Below are 23,315 nucleotides of genomic sequence, written 5' to 3'. Positions count from 1 at the left end.
TTTTGATAAAACTCATAAAATCACTATATCTAAGTCATCGCGTATTTTACATCCTCGCGCTGATATCAGTATTATTTTTACTGTCATACTGGTTTACGATAATCTATCCAATAATATGGGTACTCACATGGGGGTTTATCATCATATTTCTATGTGATCTTGTGGTTTTATATGCTACCAAAAAAGGAATTGAAGCCAGTAGAATCTTACCAGAAAAATTCTCTAATAGTGATTTTAATATAATCCCTGTACAGATAAAAAATCAATACTCCTTTACAACCACTATAGCAGTTATTGATGAAATCCCAGTGCAGTTTCAAAAACGAAATTTTCTTAAAACAGGAACCATTACGCCAAAATCTATTTTAGATTTTGAGTACTCATTACGCCCCGTACAACGCGGAGAATATAGTTTTGGAAATTTATACATCTATACCATGACCCGAATTGGATTCGTAAAACGCCGGTATAGTTTTGATAAATCCGCAATGGTAAAAGTATATCCATCTTTTATCCAAATGAAAAAGTATGATTTTCTGGCAATTGATAATAAGTTAACTCAGATAGGGCTTAAAAAAATACGTCGGATTGGTCATACTATGGAGTTCGAACAGGTAAAAGAATATGTTACAGGAGATGATATACGTACCATTAACTGGAAAGCTACTGCTAAGCATGGTAACCTAATGATCAACCAATACCAAGATGAAAAGTCACAACCTATATATTCTATAATTGATGCCAGCCGTGTTATGAAAATGCCTTTTAACGGCCTTAGTCTTCTTGATTATGCGATAAATAGTACACTTGCTTTTTCTAATATTGCTCTAAAAAAACATGATAAAGTAGGAATGCTATCATTTTCTAATACTGTAAATGATTTCTTACCCTCGAGCAGAAAAAAAACTTATATCAATACCATTTCTGAGACATTATATAATGTAAAAACTCAGTTTTTGGATGCAGATTTTGGATTATTATATGTACATACTAAACGTAAGATTACCCATCGTAGTTTACTATTATTATACACCAACTTTGAGCATCTATCGTCATTAAAGAGACAACTCCCCTACTTACAAGCATTAGCAAAAAAACATGTATTAGTAGTGATTTTTTTCCAAAACACACAACTTGATGAGTTAATAAATCAAAAAGCAGAAGATATACAAACCATATATGATCAAACTATTGCACAACAATTCGCTTATGATAAAAAGGTAATGGTAAAAGAGCTACAAAAATATGGAATACAAACGGTATTAACTACCCCAGAGAATCTTACAGTAAATACGATCAATAAATACCTAGAGATTAAAGCCAGAGGATTATTATAACTATTGGAAATTTAATACTAAAGGCTTGGAAGTCCGAAGTCCGATACTAGAGAATAAAAAATACAGTTCCCAATTCCCAGAACTGAGTAAAAACAGCTCGTCGGGAACTCCCGATTCCCAGAACTGAGTAAAAACAGCCCGTCGGGAACTCCCGATTCCCAGAACTGAGTGAAAACAGCCCGTCGGGAACTCCCGATTCCCAGAACTGAGTAAAAACAGCTCGTCGGGAACTCCCGATTGGTTAAATTGACTAAAAAATTAAAACCGGAAATTCCGGTTGGTTAAATTGACTAAAAAATACTCATCGGAGACATAAATTGATTAAAATTAACCAAAAACTACTCATGCGAAGTCCTCAATTCGTAGAACTGAATGAAAACAGCGAATCAGAAGGTTTAGAAGACAGAAGCTTTTTAACTTTTTGGTGATCGCTTCTCATACTTCATCCCTAACCTCTTATGCTTACTCTAAAAATGGGAAACATCCGCCCTCTGGCATCAAGTAGTTATACGTAGTATTGTTATTAATATTATTAACTAATTATATTCTTTGAGTATTATAACTTAGGATTTATTCTTCAATAATTTTAATTACTTTCTTAGACCAGAGCATTTTAAAATGCCCAGTTTCTTCTATTTCAATAAATTTAGCCCCCTTAATGAATGAACTTACTGATTTGGATTTTTCTATTGGGATTATCTTATCAAATTTATCATGAATGAACGTAACATCTCTCATTTCTATATTTTTAATACTATTACTAACTCTTAGTGTTACTGGGTCGTACGCTGTTGTCGTTTTTCTTATTTTATTAATCTATAATTTAGTGGTTTTCGTTGTTAAACCAAATTGAGCAACAGCTAATCCAATAAATTCTAAAAATCTACTAGAGGTTGTTAATACAATCATTTGATTTACTTTATATTTTAATGAGCTCATCGCTATAAAAGCAAGTACTGTACCCATTGAATGTGTAATGATTAAATCGTATGTATCTTTTTGTAAAAATAATTTTACTAAATCCGACATTTCAAAAAAGCTTGTTTTTCTCTTTGTACTCGTGCCATGACAGGGACTATCAAAACGTATAACTTGGGATCCATTTTTTGTTAATTCAGGGATTATTGCACCAAAACTAGAAGTTCTTCTTCCCCATCCATGTATGAGCAATGTTTTCTTACTTCCATTTTTTGTGTATTAAGTATCGTATCGTTACATCTTTGGTTTCTATTAAAGAAGTTGTAGTAGTCTTTATACATGTATCTCTTACTCCACCTGTATTAATTTCATTCCTTCATTCTTACACAATAAAAGAATGTATAATTTTTCTCCAATCGTTATTTTTTCTGCTCCTTTTATCTGTACCCCATGTACTCCAGAAAGTGTTGTATCATAATCCGATAGCCCATCTAAAGAAATTTCTTTATTTCCATAAACCACATACCCCTTATTAGCATCATAGCGTATGGTTTCTACTTCTGCTTCGTACAATGAGCCTATCCCAAAAATATCATCATTACCATCATTATTAAAATCAGAAATCACAAAATCTGTAGTCGGTCCAAACTGTGCACCTATGGGTAATGGTTGTATCATAAAATTACCTTTTCCTTTATTAACCAATAGCATTGTATTAAAGTTTGTTACGGTATAATGGGTTGCTTCTCGTAGATCCTGATCTCCATAAATATCCGATAACGATGCATCTGCAAACTCACCATAGGTTTTAAACTTATCTTTAAGCATTGGTAATTGCTCAGAAGAACACTGCTTTCCTCGTACGGGTAGTAACAATCCAGATGTAGACGCTTTACTTAATATAATATCCAAGTTACCATTTTGATCAAAATCCTTAGCATAGATATGTAACGGCTTTTCTTTTGTTGGATGAAACTTTGTATTCTGTCCTATGTTTCCTATCAAATAATCCGTATCCCTATCTTTATCAATATCTGTAGCATGTATTGTAAAATTCCATCCTAAGGTATGGGCTAACGTGCTATCTTCTTTTTTTGTAAATACTCCATTAGTATTCTCAAAAATAGTAATAGGCATCCACTCTCCTATTACAATAAGGTCTTGATCCTGATCCTGATCATAGTCTGTAAAAATAGCATCATTAACCATTCTTAGTGTATCAAATCCTGTAGTGATTTCATTAGTTACTGTTATAAATTTTCCTGATTCATTCTTCAATAAATGCGAAGGATATGCTAGTGGATATTTTTTAGGAATCACACCTCCTCCTATAAAAAGATCGAGATCACCATCTTTATCAAAATCCGATGCTGTAACCGCAGAAGACACTGATCTCATTGTAGGGAGTATATTTTTTCTGGTAAAATTACCTTGCCCATCATTGGCATAGATTCTATCCTGAAGCCATTCGCTATCCTCTTGATCCTCATAACTACCACTGGCTACATATAAATCTAGATCTTTATCATTATCCATATCAAAAAATATGGCTTTAGCATCTTCAAACAATATATCTTTTTGGAAAACCTCAGTACTCGACGTTCTAAAAGTACCATCCTCCTTCTGTATATAAACTGCAGCAGCAGCTCCCTTAGCATTTCCAACAAAAAAGTCATCTCTCCCATCATTATTGACATCACCTACCGTTAGTGCTATTCCTTTTTCACTTTGCTTTTGTGGCAATAGTAACTGATATGCATAGTCATCAAAATTCTGTTCTTTATTCTTATAATTGATCCCCAATGTGGTAGGGTCAATAGTAGTACCTATAGTTGTGGATTGTTTTTTATCTTCGTCGCTACTTTTTTTAGCATCTTTTTGAGCTATCGTAAGTATTTGATTACTTTTTACATCTCGTATAATACTATAATTCCCTAAAGGCCATTGCACCTGTATACTATCTATGATGGTCGCTTCTCCTACTCCAAAATGCAATCGTTGGCTTACTGAGGATTGAAATCCTCTAACCGTATATAATGCTCTTGATTGCTGTTGATCTTTAGTATACACCTGTACTTTTGCTCCAATACTACTAGGATTATTAGTATCTCCTAATAGTTTTATCGCAATAAAATTATTACTTTGATTATTTTTATAAATACTAGCGGTTTCCATCTGATTATTAAGGATCAAATCAAGATCTCCATCATTATCTAGATCAGCATAGGCTACTCCATTAGAATTTACCTTTTTCTGTAGCCCCCATTCTTTAGTAATGGGTAAAAATGTTAAGTCTCCATTATTAAGATACATCTTGTTACTTAACTTGGTAGAAGGCATCATACGTATTGCTTGGTCTAGTGTTACTTTCTTCCGATTTCTAATATTAGTCTTCATTCTATTTCTAAAATCCTGATTAGAAAGATCGTGTAGAATTCCATTGGTTACAAATAGATCCTTAAATCCATCATTATTAAAATCTGCTAATACCGGAGCCCAGCTCCAATCTGTTTTTGCTACTCCCGCCAATTGCCCTATCTCGCTATAAACACCTTCTCCTAGATTAAGTTGTAGCATATTAGACATATATTGATGGTGATACCCTGAGTTTACCAAAACATTAAAATGCTCTGTACTCATAGTCGCCATATTCTCCTTACTCCTTTTATGGTCTTCTGCTGCCATATCCAAAACAATTAAATCTGGTTTTAGATCATTATTAATATCTGCAAAATCAGATCCCATACTATTAGCACTGATGTGGTCTAAATTGGTAAGAATTGTATTGGTAAATGTCCCATCATGGTTATTGATATATAAAAAATCAGATTCCAGAAAATCATTTGCTACATAAACATCTGGCCAATTATCATCATTAAAATCACCTATCGAAGCACTTAAACCCCAAGCTTTATTTAGTACTCCTGCTTTTTGAGTAATGTCAATAAATTTTCCATTACGGTTTTCAAAAAACTGATCTGTACTCTCTGGATGGTATGCAGATTGGATTCTTGGGTCAATAGTTACATTATTATTAAAGTCTGGTCTGTGATTTAATAAATACATATCTAAATCTCCATCTTTATCAAAATCGATATAGTATGCCTGAGTAGAAAATGCATTAGAAGCTACTCCGTATTGATTTGCCTGCTCCACAAATGTGCCATTCTTCTGATTGATATATAGCTTATTTTTTCTGTTTTCTTGATCTTTTAGAGCTCCTGATTTACACACATACATATCCAACCATCCATCTGCATTGATATCCACCATAGAAACTCCTGTAGACCACCCTTTATCATCAGTAACTCCTGCTTTTTTTGTAATATCTTCAAAAATAAAATTACCTTTATTAAGATACAGTTTATTAGTCCCCTGATTAGATGTAAAGTATATATCTTCTAATCCATCATTATCAATATCACCTACTGCTACTCCTCCTCCATTATAGATATAAGAATAATTAAGAAAGTTAAAATACAAGGTTTCTTCTACTGTATTCTTAAAATTAACCGTACTATGGCTCTCCGGAACCATTTCGAACAGTGTTATAATTTCTTCTTTTGGTGTGACTTCACTACCTTTTTTCTTTTTCTCTTGTGTTGAACAACCAGAGATCACTAGAACTAGTAATAGCAAGGATAATATAGTACGCATGATTTTTTTCTAATTTGATATTCCCGATAGCGGGAGCTTTTGAAAATAGGGAACATTTTTTTTGATTATAAACTTATCCCCTAAACAACATTACTCTACAGATAAACAACATTAATATGTCTATAAAGATAGCTAAAGTAAAAATATCCATTCTCTTATAAAAATGAATCTGGATATGAGATAGAAATAGTACTATATAATATTGTATTTTGGTCTGATATAATATATATTTTTGATACAATGCTTACTATTTTTCGGGTTTTAAAAATTAGTTGTTTTACTTTAGTACTATTCGCATATAGCTGTAAAAATAATTCTTCACCAAACGATACTCGGCACACCAATAGTCTAATTAATGAAACCAGTCCCTACTTATTACAGCATGCTTATAATCCTGTTGACTGGAGACCATGGAGTGATGCTGTTCTTGAAGAAGCTACTAAAACCAATAAATTGATAGTAGTAAGTATTGGGTATTCTTCTTGCCATTGGTGTCATGTAATGGAGAAAGAGACTTTTACAGATAAAACTGTTGCTGCTTCTATGAATGAGCATTTTATAAATATCAAAGTAGATCGAGAAGAACGTCCTGATTTAGATCATATATACATGACTGCTGTACAACTGATGCAAGGTAATGGAGGGTGGCCTCTTAATATTATCCTTCTTCCTAACGGAAAACCTATATATGGAGGAACATATCATACCAATGAACAATGGAAAGAAGTGTTGCATAAAATCACGAATTTATATCAAACTAGTCCTGATCAATTACATGAATATGCGTCTAAAATTTCATCTGGTATACGTGCTACTAATATAATTGAGCCTTCAAAAAATATTCAGAATTTCTCTATAGCGACTCTTGATCAGAGTGTAAAAAACTGGCAAAAAAACTGGGATCTAAAATGGGGAGGTAATCTAGAAAAACAAAAATTTATCAAGCCACATAGCTTGGATTTTTTAATGGATTATGCAGTACTTACAAATGACAATAAAACCAGAAAACATGTAGAAAATACTCTAGATAAAATCGCATCAGGCGGTATCTATGATCATATCGGAGGAGGTTTTTTTAGATATAGCACTGATCCTTATTGGAAAGTCCCTCATTTCGAAAAAATGCTGTATACTAATGCTCAGTTGATTAGTTTGTATGCTAAAGCCTACAAGATGTATAAAAAACCACGATATAAAACTATTGTAATAGAAACTATCGATTTTTTAGAACGTGAAATGAAAAGTAAAAATGGAGGATATCATTCAGCTATAGATGCTGATAGCGAAGGTAAAGAAGGAGGATATTATCAGTGGAGTAAAAAAGAAATACAACTCCTATTAAAAGAGGACTATGTGCTATTCTCTAAGTATTATACTCTAGAACCTTCTGATCCTAATAAAAAAAGTACCGATTTTATACTATCTCAATCTTCTAACGATAGTATTTTTATCAGTCAAAATGATATTTCTACTCAACATCTTACAACTCTAAAAACTAAATGGCGAGAATTACTGCTCACCGAAAGACAAAAAAGAACATCTCCTGATTCTGATGATAAAATTATTACTTCATGGAATGCTTTATTAATCAATGGTTTTATCGATGCCTATAAGGCTATTGGTAACATCGAGTATCTAAACAAAGCTATTGCGCTATCTGATGCTATTCAAAAAAATAATACTAAAGATAGTTTTTTGGTGCATACTTATAAAAAAAATGATCAACAGCAAGAAGGTTTTTTAGAGGATTATGCTTTCTTAATTGATGCTTACATTACCATGTATAGCACAACTTTAGAAACTAGTTATCTAGATCATGCAAATACTTTACAGACAACTGTTACTACCCATTTCACAGATTCGGTTAGCGGCATGTATACATATACTAGAGAACAGAAACTTATTGCTACTTTAATTAAAGTCGATGATGGAGTCATCCCTTCTCCAAATGCAATCATGGGGCATAATCTAAAAAGACTTGGAATTATAAATTACAATCCCCAGTTTACAAAAAAATCTAAACTAATGCTATCTTCTATGATGAGTTATATAACAGATAGTGCTAAAGATTTTTCTAAATGGAATATGTTACAACTTCATACTGTTTATCCTTTTTATGAAATTGTAATCGTAGGAGAAAATGCAGCTACTATAGCGACTACTTTTAATTCATACTATATCCCGAATAGTATTGTCGTTGCTAGTACTCAAAAGAGCGCACTTCCAGTATTTAAAGATAAGTATATAGAAGATGAAACCTTTATTTATATCTGTCAGGAGGGCTCTTGCAAGCTTCCTGTTCAGAGTATAGAAGAAGCACTTAAACAGTTATAAAAGTATATAAAAAAAAGAGACCTTTAATAAGATCTCTTTTTTTAAGTCGGGATGACAGGATTTGAACCTGCGACCACACGACCCCCAGCCGTGTACGCTAACCGGACTGCGCCACATCCCGAAAAATTTAGAATGCAAATATAATAATCCTTAGATTAAATTCAGAAATTCAATTGGTACAATTTAGTCCGTATCTTGCTCTAAGATTTTTATCATTTTAAATGATTTTAATAAATGAAATAATCCTGGTAAGATTACTGACCCTCCAATAATCAGAGATATTCCTAAAACCTTAATAACACTATCAGGAGCAATGTTATCGAGTAAACTAATACTACCTGTTTCAGTAATCAGTATATCTGGAAAATGAGCGCCTAAAGCTGCCAATAGAATAAAAAACACCTGTAATCCTGCAAAAAACCTACTCCATATGGTATTTCCTTTTTTAATGGCATTCCATAACGGAATTAGTACTACAGCAGAAAGTGTAACACAGATCATCGCAAAAGGGTTTTTTATAAAATCCTGCACAAATACATTTTCAGAAATATAACCATACCCAAAAGTTAATACTCCTATAATAAAAACAATTATGATTGCAATAGCAGATTTTCGTATATAAATATTTTCTTTTCCTCCTTCGGATTCTCCTATCAATAAAACAGATGATAAAAATGCACATAGTGATGCAAAAAACACTCCTACTAGTACACTAAATACATTACACCAAGGTCGTATAAATGCATCATAAAATGTTAGTGTACTTACATCTTCAGTCATGTTAATTTTACCACTAATTAATCCTCCAAATATCATCCCTAGAACTATTGGAGTTATCAAACTAGAAATTTTAAACATTCCATCATATATTTTTTGAGAATCATCAATTATTGCGTCATAATGTCTAAAAACAAAAGCTACTCCTCTTAATGTTACCCCTAATAATAGTATTGTAAGTGGGATATGTAAATACACTACCATAATATTATAGTATACCGGAAATGCAATCCATAAAATTACAATCAATATAATAATCCATATATGATTAGCTTCCCATACAGGTCCCATCACTCTATAAACTGTTTTTTTAGTAATTTTCTGATTTTCTTCTGATGAAAATAATTCTACAATACCTGCTCCATAATCAGCACCTCCTAAAACAACGTAGAGGTACAAGGAAAAAACTAAAAAAAATAATACGACATATAACATACTACTTAGTGATTAGAATTATTTAAAACTTTTATTTGTCGAAGCATTAGCCATGTAACAGCAACTGATAAGGATAAGTATACTGCTATATAGGTATAGAAACTAAATACAATCCCTGGCATAGGTGTTACTGCATCTTTGGTTCTCATAATCTTATGAATGATCCACGGTTGTCGCCCTACTTCTGTAACAATCCATCCTGCTTCTAGAGCTATAAATCCCATAGGTGCTAATATTACAAATAGCAACCAATATCGATTATAATTAAACCATTTTTTCTTTTTTAAAGAAACAAAATATAATAGCCCAGCTAATACTAATAAACTTCCGATTCCTACCATAACCTGAAATGCATAGTGCACCATAGGTACATTGGGTCGTTCATCTTCAGGAAAATCATTTAGCCCTTTTACTTCTGCATCAAAATCTGCAAATGCAAGAAAGGATAGCATTCCGGGAAGTGCTATTTTATAACTTACCTCCTGTGTTTTAGCATTTACAATTCCCCCAATATATAATGGAGCTCCTTTTTCTGTATCATAATGAGCTTCCATAGCAGCCAGTTTTACAGGTTGGCGCACTGCAATATCCTTAGCAGAAATATCTCCACTAATAGGCTGTAATATTGCTGCGACAGCACCAAATGTAATTGCTATCTTAAATGCTTTTTTATGTAAATCTATTTTTCTTTTTCGATATATCTGATATGCATGGACTCCTGCTACAGCAAAACTTGTGGCCGTAAAAGCAGCCAAGGTCATATGTAATGCCTGTGTAAACCAAGCAGGGTTTAACATTGCCTGAATTGGATCTATATTTAAGAATTTTCCATCTATATAATCGAATCCACTAGGAGCATTCATCCATCCGTTTGCGGCAACTACTAATATCCCTGATGCGACACCTGATAATCCTATGATAACTCCTGTTATCCAATGAAATTTTTCGGGTAATTTATTCCAACCATATAGATAGAAACCTAATGCTATAGCTTCTACAAAAAATGCAGCTCCTTCTAATGAAAAAGGCATTCCTATAATAGGTCCGGCATGTTTCATAAATTCTGGCCAAAGCAATCCTAACTCAAAAGATAATGCTGTACCTGAAACAGCACCTGTAACAAAAAATATGGCAACTCCTTTTTGCCATGATTTGGTAAGTGTTAAATATACTTGATCTCTTGTTTTTAACCACTTATAATGAGATACCACCATAAAAAACGGCATCACCATACCAATACAAGCAAAAACAATATGAAATATAAGGGTAAACGCCATTTGAAGTCTTGCAGCATCAAGATTTTCCATAGAATATATTTTTTAAAATCTTTAACTTTACAAAGATACTTTTATGCATAATAATAGTACGTAACATTGGTTACATATGTGAGAAAAACTACATTTAATGAAGGTATCTTTTGATCCTATAAAGATACGATCTAGCGCTCATTTAACAATCACATAAAGCCTTTATTTTTTCTTAAAAAAAGAGTTGAAAAACCTTTCCTAATAAGAGTAAATTATAATAACTATTTATCTGTTATTTTATAATGGATTGTTAGTATTTTATGTTCAATTAAACGCCCCTATACAACAAGTAGTAGATTTAGTAAACTAACTCAAAACAGAGATATTATAGTGCTATCAAGACTTGTCTACTTATAGAATCTCGCATGGATATTGAAAATCAACTTATTATAAGAGTATCAAAAAGAACTTTAAATTAAAACTAAATTTTATTGTTTTATTAATCATCAAATCAAATGTTTTATATATATTTGCCCCCGCTAATGGATAACCATTTTCGGGGTGTAGCGTAGCCCGGTTATCGCGCCGCGTTTGGGACGCGGAGGTCGCAGGTTCGAATCCTGCCACCCCGACTAATTTAAAGCTCTCGTTATCAACAGATAACGGGAGCTTTTCTAGTTTAAGGGGGCAGTGGTGTCAGTAACGGTGTCAGTAAAAGAGGATCAAGACCAATTGTTATGTTTATGCAAATATTCTGGTTAATCTAAATAAGAAGAATTCTACATTTTTGACTCCTCTGAATTGTGCTCTAAATGCTTTTATCTTTGCATTAAAAGATTCTGCTAATGCAATTAGTACTTCGTTTTATAAAATAACTTAAGATAGACCTATAATTGATTGTTATCGTATTTGCGATAGTATTGAATGCTCTAAACCTTGTTTGCTCAACATCTTTATACCAGTGTGCTAGTTTAGTATATGCAGTTTGTATAGAAGTAACAGTATTAAATATATTTCTTAGCCCTTGTTACCAACCAGTAAAACGGAAAGAAATCATTTAATTATTCATGAGTTATTTCATAAAATTTAACTTCAAATAGGGTTTAAAAACCTTCAATAACTCAATAACACGTATAAAGGCAGAGTACTACTTTAATTAGAATTAGAGGTTCTATAAAAAATAATCTAACAAGAAAACTTTGTACTCGTCTTTGAGGTATAAACTTCCTAAATAAATGGATTTAGAATTTTATCAAATCAAAAATATAATATAAATCTTAGAAAATTTGTCCGACTTTTTGCCACAACCTCAATTCATTAATAATATGTTAAAATAATAGGGTGAAATGTTTTGTAACTGTTTAGAATTAATAGAAACAATCATCTATTAATTAGGAAACTAACTCTTTAAACTCCCTAAAAATGAAAAAAACATTATTGAAAAAGACTCTATTGGCTAGTATAATCTTTATACTAGGTTTTCAAGCAGAGTCATACGCACAAACGAAAAAAACAAAAGAAACACAATCTATACAAGAGATTGAAGAAGTTAATAGCGACTACAATATGGAAGCGCTTAAAGCTTTGAGAAAAGAATTAAATGACAAGGCTTTAAAAGAAAAAGAAGAAGCATTATTATTAGCAAAAAAAAATGGTTGGAAAGTTAAAATAAAAAATGCTGATGGAACTTATATGGAGCTTCAAAAAGTAGTAGATGGAAAACCTATTTATAATTCTACTAATGGCATTAAGACTGTTAAATCAACAAGAATAAACCATTTACACTCAGGCGGATCTTTAGGATTGAATCTTATGGGACAAGGAATGACAGCCTATGTTTGGGATGCTGGTGCAGTTCGTTTAACACATCAAGAATTTGATGGAGCAGGTGGCAATAATCGTTTTTCTATTATTGATGGAGTTTCCAAAAAAAATGATCACGCTCAACATGTAGCAGGGATTATTGGAGCCTCTGGATTTAAACCTAAAGCAAAAGGTGTGGCTCCCCACGCAAAAGTTAAAGTTGCTGATTGGAATAATGACCATAAAGAAGTAATAGATGAAATTATGAATGGAATGCTTATCTCTAATCACTCATATAACACTTTATTTAGAGAAAAATTAACTGGAGCTCTGCGATTATCTCCATATTATTTTGGCGGATATATTGAGGAATCTAGAGATTGGGATAGAGTTATGTTTAATGCCCAAAAATACTTAATGGTAGTTACTGCAGGTAATGAAGGTAGTGACAATACAGCAAATAAGAACTCAAATAGTGGTTTTGGGTTTGACAAATTAACAGATCATTCAACTGCTAAAAATAATTTAGTAGTTGCCAATGCTCAAGATGTACATGTTGATGAAAATGGTAATTTCATTTCTGCTATAATAAATAGTGGTAGTAGTCAAGGTCCTACAGATGATTTTAGAATTAAACCAGATATTACTGCGGTAGGTACGAATGTTTATTCAACTATTGCGAGTAGTGATACAGCGTATGAAAATAAAACAGGAACTTCAATGGCTGCACCAAATGTAACAGGGTCGTTATTATTGTTACAACAACATCATAAAAATACTCATAAAAAATATATGAAAGCTGCCACCTTAAAAGGATTAGCCTTACATACAGCTGATGACGCTGGGGTTAAGGGACCTGATGCTATTTTTGGCTGGGGGATATTAAATGCAAAAAAGGCATCACAAACCATCACTGAAAAAGGAAAACAATCAAGGATTGAAGAACTTACATTATACCCAGATCAAACTTATGAGATTACAGTTACCTCAGATGGAACCAATCCATTACTAGCTTCAATATCTTGGACAGATAGACCTGGAACTGCTACTAGAATTGTTAATTCTAAAACACCTGTTTTAGTAAATGATCTAGATTTAAGAATTTCTAAAAACGGAACTACTTATTTACCTTATAAATTAACTGGAGCAACTACAAACACAAAAGCAGATAATAATGTAGATCCTTTTGAAAGAGTCGGTGTTTCTGGTGCTTCAGGAACTTATACGATTACCGTTAGACATAAAGGAACATTAACCGGAGGAAGCCAAAATTATTCTTTAATTATTACTGGTATTACTGATACATCAGTAGTAGCTTGTAATGTAACAGTGCCAAAAGAAGTATCCACTTCTAAGGTAACTGCTTCTTCAGCTTTTGTAAACTGGAATGGGATTTCTGGAGCTACTTATGATGTTAGATATCGAGCATCTGGAAGTTCTTCTTGGATCACAAAAGCAGTTTCAACTACTTCGGTTTCTTTTAAAAATTTATCGGTTTCAACTCAATATGAAGTTCAAGTACGAAGCAAATGTTCTTCAGGCAACTCTGCATATAGCTCTTCAACTAACTTTACAACCTATTGTGAATCTAAAGCAACGAATGCAAAAGATCAGCATATTCAAAAAGTAGTATTGGGTAGTATTGACAACTCTTCTACTGACACAAAAGGATATTCAGATTATACATCAATTTCAACGAAGTTAGTAAAAGGAGCTGCTAACATAATTAACATTACTCCTAAGAGTACTACTTCTGAAGCTGGATATGGTGTTTGGATTGATTATAATAGAGATGGGGATTTTTCTGATGATGGAGAAAAAGTTTGGAACACCGATAAATCTAAAAATGCCCAGGTTAGTGGAACTTTTACAGTGCCATTATCCGCAAAAACAGGTCCTACAAAAATGCGTGTTGTTTTAAAAAAAACTGCAACACCAAAGGCTTGTGAAACTTTTGCAGAAGGAGAAGTAGAAGAATATACCGTTATTATTATTCCAAAAGATACTACACCCCCTACGGCACCTAGTAATATTAACGTATCCAATATATCATCAACAGGATTTAAAATTAATTGGGAGGCTTCATCAGATACAGAAAGAGTAGATAAGTATGAAATATTAATAAATGGAACAATAAGAATTCAAACAAACAGAAATTTTACACATGTTACTGGAGCAGACCCGAATACCATTTACTCATTCACTATAGTAGCTAAAGATGCTACAGGAAATATTTCTAAAGCTAGTAATACATTAACATTCAAAACTCTAGCTAGTGATTATTGTACTTCCAAAGGGACTAGTAAGCAAAAACTGTATATTAAAAAAGTAGAGCTAGGTTGTATTAATAGCCCTTCTATTGGTGGAGAAGGATATTCAGATCGCACTACATACAATTCAACTGATTTAATAAAAGGAATTTCTAACAAAATTACGATTACCCCTAGCAGTAATACTTCTAAAATAGGGTATGGAGTCTGGATTGATTATAACAAAGATGGAGATTTCGCTGATGATGGAGAAAAAGTTTGGGATATGGATCCATCTAAAGTAACTAAAGCTATCGGAGATTTTACAATACCGTTAACCGTAGAAAATGGTAAAACAAGAATGCGTGTTGTTTTAAAGAAAAAAGCAACACCAACAACTGCTTGTGAAACTTTTGAAGAAGGTGAAGTAGAAGATTATATTGTTAATATTATCACATCAGATACTAAATCTCCTACAGTTCCTAGTAATGTTAAAGTATCCAATATATCAAAAACAAACGCTAGGGTGTCTTGGTCAACTTCTTTAGATAATATTGGAGTAACCGAATATGAAATACTTAACGGAGAAAAAACTCTAAGTACTACAGCGAATGCCTTTTATACTATTACTGATTTAAAACCGAACACTCCTTATACATTAACTGTAAGAGCTAAAGATAAAGCAGGAAATGTTTCTGCTAAAAGTAATTCAGTAACATTTACAACCTATTGTGCTTCTAAAGCTACCAATGCAAAAAATCAATATATCCAAAAAGTAGCATTGGGTAGTATTAATAATACTTCTACCAGTGGGGATGGATATTCAGACCACACATCAATTTCAACAAACTTAGCTAAAGGGGCTACCAACACAATTGCCATTACTCCAAAAAGTATTGCTTCTGAAGTAGGATATGGTGTTTGGATTGATTATAATCAAGATGGCGATTTTTCTGATAAAGGAGAAAAAGTTTGGACTAAGACTAAATCCAAAGATGCTCAAGTTAGTGGAACTTTTAAAGTACCTTCATCGGCAAAAACTGGCTCTACAAGAATGCGTGTTATTTTAAATAATAAGAAAACACCAACTGCTTGTGAAACTTTTGAAGAAGGCGAAATAGAAGAGTATACAGTTAATATTGTTTCAAAATTTACTGAGACTGAACCTCCTACAGTTCCTGATAATCTTTCAGTATCTAATATATCACAAACAAGTGCTAAGCTTAATTGGGAGGCTTCTAAAGATAATCTTGGAATAGCTGAATATGAAATATTTCAAGATGGAAAACTCATCTATAGTACAAGAAAAACTTCTTATGCTATTACTGGTTTAACTTCTAAAACTTCTTATAGATTGGCTGTATTGGCTAAAGATGCTGCAGGAAATACTTCTCATAGAAGTAATGCAGTAACATTTAAAACACTTTGTGTTTCTAAAGCACAAAATGCAACAAATCAATATATCAAAAAAGTAGAATTAGGTACTATTGATCATTATTCTACCAGCGAAGGTGGATATTCAGACTATACTTCAATTGCAACGAAATTAGTAAAAGGAGCAACTAACACAATTGCCGTTACTCCTAAAAGTACTACCTCTGATGCATGGTATGCGGTTTGGATTGATTATAACAGAGATGGAAAATTTGAAGAAGCAGAAAAAGTTTGGACCAAAGCTAAATCAAAAGAAGCTAAAGTGAGCGGAACTTTTACAGTACCTTCAACAGCAAAATTAGGTAAAACAACAATGCGTATTGCCTTGCGGAATAATGGAACACCGACGGCTTGTGGAATTTTTGCAGAAGGTGAAGTAGAAGAGTATACCGTTACCATTGTTAAAGAAGGTACCGATGTTACACCACATACAGCTATTCGTGATCTTAAAGCATTTTATGTAACACAAACAAGTGTTAAACTTGTATGGTCAAAACCTCCTACTTCAGAAGGTTCTATAAAACGTATGAAAGCTTATCAATCAAAAAAATTTAATTATGGTAGAGCAAGATTTACTGAGCCACAGAATTCTATAATATTAACCGGTTTAGAACCAAACACTGAACATACAATAAATATTACTCTTGAGGATGAAGCAGGAAATAAATCTAAACTAAGTAATACGGTAACATATACAACGCTTTGTAAATCTGAAGCAACCAATGGAAAAAAACAATATATCAGTAAAGTAGTATTAGGTAATATCGACAATACTTCTACTGACACAGAGGGGTACTCAGATTACGCAACATCTAAAACAATTTCAACGAAGTTAGCAAAAGAAACGGCTAACACTATAACCATTACTCCTAAGAGTACTACTTCTGATGCATGGTATGCGGTTTGGATTGATTATAACAGAAATGGAAAGTTTGAAGAAACAGAAAAAGTCTGGACTAAAAATAAATCAAAAGAAGCATCAGCTAGCGGTGCTTTTACTATACCTGTAACTGTAAAAAATGGTTCTGCAACAATGCGTATTGCGATAAGTAATAAAAAAATAGACAATGCTTGTAACTCTTTTACTGAGGGAGAAGTGGAAGATTACACAATTGACATCGTTCCAAAAGGTAGTGATGTTACACCGCATAAAGCTCCTACTAATCTTACAGCGTCTAATATAACACAAACTGGTGTTAAACTTTCTTGGGATGCTTATTCAAATAGTGATCCAATACAAAGTATACAACTTGATATAGAACCAAAAGACTTTAAATTTAAACCAAATAGTATATTTCAGAATTCTGCTGTGCTAATTGATTTAAAACCAAATACTACTTATACGATCTCTTTAAGAGTTAAAGATAAAGCAAGAAACATGTCTAAAAAAAGTAATACCGTAACATTTAAAACGCTTTGTGTTTCTAAAGCAACGAATGCAAAAGATCAGTATATTCAAAAAGTAGTATTGAATACTATTAACAACCCTTCTACTGAAACAAAAGGATATTCAGACTATACATCAATTTCAACTGGGATAGCAAAAGAAGCTTCTAATACAATTACCATTACTCCTAAAAGCAATGTTTCTGATGTATGGTATGCTGTTTGGATTGATTATAACAGAGATGGCGATTTTGAAGATATAGGAGAAAAAGTCTGGACCAAGGCTAAATCTAAAGAAGCTCAGGTTAGCGGAACTTTTACAATACCTCCATCAGTAAAAATAGGTTCTGCAATAATGCGTGTTGTTTTAAACAACAAAAAAGCACCAACAACGGCTTGTGGAACTTTTGAAGAAGGAGAAGTAGAAGATTATACAATTAACATCGTTCCAAAAGGTGCAGATATTACACCTCCTACAGCCCCTGAAGATCTTAGAGCTTATAACATAACAAGAACTAGTGTTAAAATTTCTTATAAAGCCTCCGTAGATAATCGTAAATTAGATAGATATATTATATATAGAAACGGAAAATTATTAGGTCATAACTCAACAACAAATTTAGTATTTAATGATTTAAAGCCAAACACCTCTTATACATATAAAATAATTGCTAAAGATGAAGCTGGAAATAAATCTAAAGCAAGTAGTGTAACATTTAAAACGTTTTGTGTTCCTAAAGCAATGAATGCAAAAGATCAATACATTCAAAAAGTAGTACTGGGTACTATTAATAAAACTTCTACTGGCGGAGACGGATATTCAGATTATGCATCAATTTCAACTAGGATAGCAAAAGGAACTTCTAATACAATTACCATTACTCCTAAAAGCAATGCCTCTGATGTATGGTATGCTGTTTGGATTGATTATAATCAAGATGGTGATTTTTCTGATGCAGAAGAAAAAGTTTGGACAAAGACCTCTAAAGATGCTCTAGTTAACGGAACTTTTAAAGTACCGTCATCGGCTAAAACAGGTCGTACAAGAATGCGCATTGTTTTAAACAACAAAAAAGCACCAACAACGGCTTGTGAAACTTTTGCAGAAGGCGAAGTAGAGGATTATACGGTTAACATCTTTCCAGAAGGTAGTGATGTTACACCTCCTACAGCTCCTACTAATCTTATAGTAACTAATATCACACAAACAGGTGCTAGCCTTTCTTGGGATGCTTCTAAAGATAATATTGGAGTAACTGAATATGAATTATTTATTGGTGAAAGAAGAATTCTAGGTGGTAAAAATACTTTTTTGAATCTTAATTTAAGTTCTAATACTCTTTACACATTCACTATAAAAGCTAAAGATAAAGCGGGAAATATTTCTACAGCAAGTAACGCAGTAACATTAACCACATACTGTAAGTCTAAAGTAACCAATGCAAAAGATCAATACATTCAAAAAGTAGTATTGGGTACTATTAATAAAACTTCTACTGAAACAAAAGGATATTCAGACTATACATCAATTTCAACTAGGATAGCAAAAGGAGTAACCAATACAATTACCATCACTCCTAAGAACAATGCTTCTGATGTATGGTATGCGGTTTGGATTGATTATAATCAAGATGGCGATTTTTCTGATGCAGAAGAAAAAGTTTGGACAAAGACCTCTAAAGATGCTCTAGTTAACGGAACTTTTAAAGTACCGTCATCGGCTAAAACAGGTCGTACAAGAATGCGCATTGTTTTAAACAACAAAAAAGCACCAACAACGGCTTGTGAAACTTTTGCAGAAGGCGAAGTAGAGGATTATACGGTTAACATCTTTCCAGAAGGTAGTGATGTTACACCTCCTACAGCTCCTACTAACCTTATAGTAACTAATATCACACAAACAGGTGCTAGCCTTTCTTGGGATGCTTCTAAAGATAATATTGGAGTAACTGAATATGAATTATTTATTGGTGAAAGAAGAATTCTAGGTGATAAAAATACTTTTTTGAATCTTGATTTAAATCCTAATATTCTTTACACATTCACTATAAAGGCTAAAGATAAAGCAGGAAATATTTCTAAAGCAAGTAACGCAGTAACATTAACCACATACTGTAAGTCTAAAGCAACCAATGCAAAAGATCAGCATATTCAAAAAGTAGTATTGGGTACTATTAACAACCCTTCTACTGACGCAAAAGGATATTCAGACTATACATCAATTTCAACGAAGTTAGCAAAAGGAGCAACCAATACAATTACCATCACTCCTAAAAACAATACTTCTGATGTATGGTATGCGGTTTGGATTGATTATAACAGAGATGGCGATTTTGAAGATATAGGTGAAAAAGTTTGGACCAAGGCTAAATCTAAAGATGCTCAGGTTAGCGGAACTTTTAAAGTGCCTTCAACAGCAAAACTAGGTACTACAAGAATGCGTGTTGTGTTAAACAACAAGAAAGCACCAGCTAAGGCTTGTGAAACTTTTGCTGAAGGCGAAGTAGAAGATTATACAGTTACTATTTTTCCAAAAGACACTGAACTTCCTACGGCTCCTAGTAACCTTATAGTATCTGATATCACAAAAACAAGTGCTACCCTTGCTTGGAGTGCGTCCAAAGATAATATTGGAGTAGCCCAATATGAAGTATTCAAGGGAGAAACTAGTTTAGGTTCTACAACAGCTACCTCTTTTAAAGTATCTAATTTAAAAGCTAATACCGAGTATACCGTTTATGTAAAAGCTAAAGATAGATCAGGAAATGTTTCTAAAGCTGGTAAAAAAGCATTTAAAACTCAAGATATTTATTGTGTATCTAAAGCAACGAGTGGAAAAGATCAGTATATTCAAAAAGTAATATTGGGTACTATTAACAACTCTTCTACTGGCGGAAAAGGGCATTCAGATCACACAAAAACTTTAACGAAGTTAGTAAAAGGAGAAAACAACGCTATTAGTATTACTCCTAAAAGCTCTACTTCTAAGGCAGGATATGCAGTCTGGATTGATTACAACCAAGATAAAGATTTTGATGATGAAGGAGAAAAAGTTTGGGCAGGCACATCTGATGATACTGACGTTAAAGGAATTTTTGCTGTTCCTTTCACAGCTAAACTAGGTAAAACAAGGATACGTATTGTATTTAATAATAAGAAAGCACCAACTACGGCTTGTGAAACTTTTGAAGAAGGTGAAGTAGAAGATTATACAGTAACTATTGTTCCTGATACAGAACTTCCTACAGCACCTGATAACCTTACGGTATCTAACATTACAAAAGCAGGAGCTACTATTTCTTGGGATGCTTCTGAAGATAATGTTGGAATAGTCGAATACGAAGTGTTTAGAGCAGAAACAAGTTTAAGCGCTACAGCAAATACTTCTTATACTCTTACTGATTTAAAACCAAACACTACGTATACAGTAACTATCAAAGCTAAAGATAAAGCAGGAAATGTTTCTAAAGCAAGTAAAGTGCTAACCTTTAAAACTCAAGATGCTCCTTATTGTATTCCTAATGGAAATTCTTCTCTTTTTAATTCGATAAAATATGTTTCTTTTGGAGGAATGACAAATACTGAGCGTTTTGGAAATAATTTTGGTTACAGCAATTCTACGTCAAAAATTGCTACTGTAGCTAAAGGAAGTGTCAATAAAATTAGTATAAATTCTGAATCTTTTAATGTTAGTCAGAGTCCTCTTAATAAGTACTTTTTAGGAGTTTGGATTGACTTTAATCAAAATAGAATTTTTGAACCAAATGAAAAAGTAGTGAATGTTACTTCTGTCAATGGCACTATAAATTTCGAGAATGATATTACAATTCCATCAGATGCTATATTGGGTCTAACAAGAATGCGTATCTTATTTAAATCTGGAGATAAGCAAACCCCTTGTGAAACTTTTAGCCAAGGAAAAGTAGAAGATTATACAGTTAGTATTACTGATAGCCCAACTCTTACTAATCGTTCAGCTCTTTCTAATGTAAATACTCAGATTTCAGATAATAAAATAATAGTTTACCCTAACCCCGCATTAGATTATATTCAGGTTAAATTAAGAAACTCTAAAGCAGAGAACTTAACGTATAGAATTATATCTATTTTTGGACAGGTTGTTAAACGTGGGAAATTAAATGGAGGTAATATTTCTATTTATGATATCCAATCTGGAACTTATATACTAGAAGTAGATAATGGGCAAAAACTAATAAAAACTCGATTAGTTAAGAAATAACCCTTCACCTCCTTAATTAATTATATGTAACCCAAGCTTTATGCTTGGGTTTTTTATTTCTATTTATTTTGAAGGGTTTAAAACTGATTATAGTAGATAAAGTTTTAAAAAATTATAATCCAGATATTAGTGTTTTAGCTTGCGGTGCTCCTCAGTTCGATTTATTTAAACAACTTATCATTAATGTGGATGATATTCTAAAATTTGTAAAAAACACTTCGGGTAAAGTTATTGCAAACCATATGGAGTCCATAAATCATTATTAACTAGAGAAAAGTTAAAAGAAATATTAATAAATAATAAATTAATAGATAAGGTTATCATCCCCGAAGATGGAGAAGTAATAGAAATGATACTATAGGGTGTATGAATCAAAAGGAACATTTATTCTAAAGCAGTACTGTGAAGCTGTTTTAATAAACTGGTTAACTCGGCTTCGGTCTTTAAACCATCCAGTAAGCCACTTTCTAAAAATTGTTTCTTTACATCTTCCATAAGAAAACTGTGTTATTAAAATTAAACAAAAAAAATTAGGCGGGTTTTAAAACCTGCCTAATTTTTATTTACACAGTATGTTGGACACTACCAGGTTTTATCTATAGACTCCTTAATATTCTGCCGTAACATTAAAACCTACTCCTACTCCTACTTTGTTCCATGTTCCTTGACTTGTTTGTCTTTCTATTATAGAACTACCAAAAAGACCTACAGAGAACAGCAGCCCATTCTTACCTAAATCTTCTATCCACTCTAGAGAAACAAAAAAATCATCTTCTACTACAATATCATATTTGCTAAGATCAACAGTAAAGACACCTTCTTTTATAGATGTAGAGCATATAATATTCTCTTTGAGTATATTTTTATACGGCATTTTATCTTTTACGCTATAAAAATTAAGCCTAAATTTTACTTCTTCATACTCATTAGAAGCTATCGATGCATGAAAACTTTTTATACGTGTTGGGCTTTTTTTGATCTTTACAATAATTCCTACTTCATTTCCTAATTGATTAGAAGAAAACCCTCCAACCATACTTTTTGATTTCGTTTTATTTCCTAATATCTTTACTTTTTTCTTCTTATTAGATACGATTACTTCATCTAATATATTAGTTTCTTGCGTCAACCCAATGCTTTCTGATTTTGATATCTCTTTTTTAAAATCTAATACACTTCTAACATACTTCTTATAACCGATCATTGATATTTGTATAGAATCTTGATCGTACTGAGATGTCAGTTCTATCTGAAAAAAACCTTCATTGTTTGATACTGTACCTATATTCTTTTTTATAATTCCAATATTTACATACGGTAGTGTTTCTTTAGTTTCATTATCAATTATATGTCCTTTATATATTTCTTGCCCATATGATATACTGGCTATCATTATTAGGATTATACTCTTAAGATAATTATTCATCTATTTATTTTTTATTATAAAATGTGTTATTCTTATGAATCATACTATTAGTTTTACCTGTCAATTTATGTA

General features: G+C 32.4%; 11 protein-coding genes and 2 tRNA genes. 5 read left to right on the top strand and 8 right to left on the bottom strand.

Annotation, left to right across the window (positions count from 1 at the left end; all coding sequences use genetic code 11):
* Nucleotides 1-5: 5 nt before the first annotated feature.
* Nucleotides 6-1,337, top strand: a complete 1,332-nt coding sequence (locus N456_RS14480; protein WP_062059478.1) for a DUF58 domain-containing protein — start codon at nt 6-8, stop codon at nt 1,335-1,337.
* Nucleotides 1,338-1,907: 570 nt separating this feature from the next.
* On the opposite strand, the gene N456_RS24520 is transcribed toward N456_RS14480, so the two are convergent.
* From N456_RS24520 to N456_RS14470, 3 genes are all read right to left on the bottom strand, one after another.
* Nucleotides 1,908-2,075, bottom strand: coding sequence for a hypothetical protein (locus tag N456_RS24520; RefSeq protein WP_158447898.1), 168 nt, complete (start codon nt 2,073-2,075; stop codon nt 1,908-1,910).
* A gap of 78 nt (nt 2,076-2,153) precedes the next feature.
* On the bottom strand, nt 2,154-2,507 hold the full coding sequence (locus N456_RS14475) for an alpha/beta fold hydrolase (RefSeq protein ID WP_062058682.1): 354 nt from the start codon (nt 2,505-2,507) through the stop codon (nt 2,154-2,156).
* 96 nt (nt 2,508-2,603) lie between these two features.
* Complete coding sequence (locus tag N456_RS14470) at nt 2,604-5,912, bottom strand: VCBS repeat-containing protein (RefSeq protein ID WP_062058679.1); 3,309 nt, start codon at nt 5,910-5,912, stop codon at nt 2,604-2,606.
* A 240-nt stretch (nt 5,913-6,152) separates the two neighbouring features.
* On the opposite strand from N456_RS14470, the gene N456_RS14465 reads away from it, so the two are divergent.
* Nucleotides 6,153-8,246 carry a thioredoxin domain-containing protein gene (locus N456_RS14465; protein ID WP_062058676.1) on the top strand — a complete coding sequence of 698 codons (2,094 nt, stop codon included), beginning with the start codon at nt 6,153-6,155 and terminating at the stop codon, nt 8,244-8,246.
* Between the two features lie 46 nt (nt 8,247-8,292).
* On the opposite strand, the gene N456_RS14460 is transcribed toward N456_RS14465, so the two are convergent.
* The 3 genes from N456_RS14460 to N456_RS14450 all read right to left on the bottom strand — a co-directional run bounded on the left by N456_RS14460 (nt 8,293) and on the right by N456_RS14450 (nt 10,765).
* Nucleotides 8,293-8,367 (bottom strand) — tRNA-Pro (locus N456_RS14460).
* 62 nt (nt 8,368-8,429) lie between these two features.
* Nucleotides 8,430-9,458: a cytochrome d ubiquinol oxidase subunit II gene (locus N456_RS14455; RefSeq protein ID WP_062058674.1), complete on the bottom strand. Its 1,029-nt coding sequence runs from the start codon at nt 9,456-9,458 to the stop codon at nt 8,430-8,432.
* Nucleotides 9,459-9,463: 5 nt separating this feature from the next.
* Nucleotides 9,464-10,765, bottom strand: a complete 1,302-nt coding sequence (locus tag N456_RS14450; RefSeq protein ID WP_062058672.1) for a cytochrome ubiquinol oxidase subunit I — start codon at nt 10,763-10,765, stop codon at nt 9,464-9,466.
* A 497-nt stretch (nt 10,766-11,262) separates the two neighbouring features.
* Between N456_RS14450 and N456_RS14445 the strand changes: the two genes are divergently transcribed.
* Nucleotides 11,263-11,337 (top strand) — tRNA-Pro (locus N456_RS14445).
* Nucleotides 11,338-11,534: 197 nt separating this feature from the next.
* Here the strand turns inward: N456_RS14445 and N456_RS25030 are convergent.
* On the bottom strand, nt 11,535-11,696 hold the full coding sequence (locus N456_RS25030) for a transposase (RefSeq protein ID WP_240315545.1): 162 nt from the start codon (nt 11,694-11,696) through the stop codon (nt 11,535-11,537).
* A 431-nt stretch (nt 11,697-12,127) separates the two neighbouring features.
* Between N456_RS25030 and N456_RS14440 the strand changes: the two genes are divergently transcribed.
* Together N456_RS14440 and N456_RS14435 are read left to right on the top strand one after the other, a co-directional pair.
* Complete coding sequence (locus tag N456_RS14440) at nt 12,128-21,817, top strand: GEVED domain-containing protein (RefSeq protein ID WP_062058668.1); 9,690 nt, start codon at nt 12,128-12,130, stop codon at nt 21,815-21,817.
* A gap of 68 nt (nt 21,818-21,885) precedes the next feature.
* Nucleotides 21,886-22,083 (top strand): hypothetical protein, encoded by a 198-nt coding sequence (locus N456_RS14435; RefSeq protein ID WP_148639337.1) that lies wholly within the window; start codon nt 21,886-21,888, stop codon nt 22,081-22,083.
* Nucleotides 22,084-22,424: 341 nt separating this feature from the next.
* On the opposite strand, the gene N456_RS14430 is transcribed toward N456_RS14435, so the two are convergent.
* On the bottom strand, nt 22,425-23,243 hold the full coding sequence (locus tag N456_RS14430) for a carboxypeptidase-like regulatory domain-containing protein (RefSeq protein WP_082422545.1): 819 nt from the start codon (nt 23,241-23,243) through the stop codon (nt 22,425-22,427).
* Nucleotides 23,244-23,315 lie beyond the last annotated feature (72 nt).

The organism is Aquimarina longa SW024 (assembly GCF_001401755.1).
Taxonomy (GTDB): Bacteria; Bacteroidota; Bacteroidia; order Flavobacteriales; family Flavobacteriaceae; genus Aquimarina; species Aquimarina longa.
The sequence above is the reverse complement of the archived record's forward strand: the minus strand, read 5'-3'. Positions and strand labels throughout refer to the sequence as shown.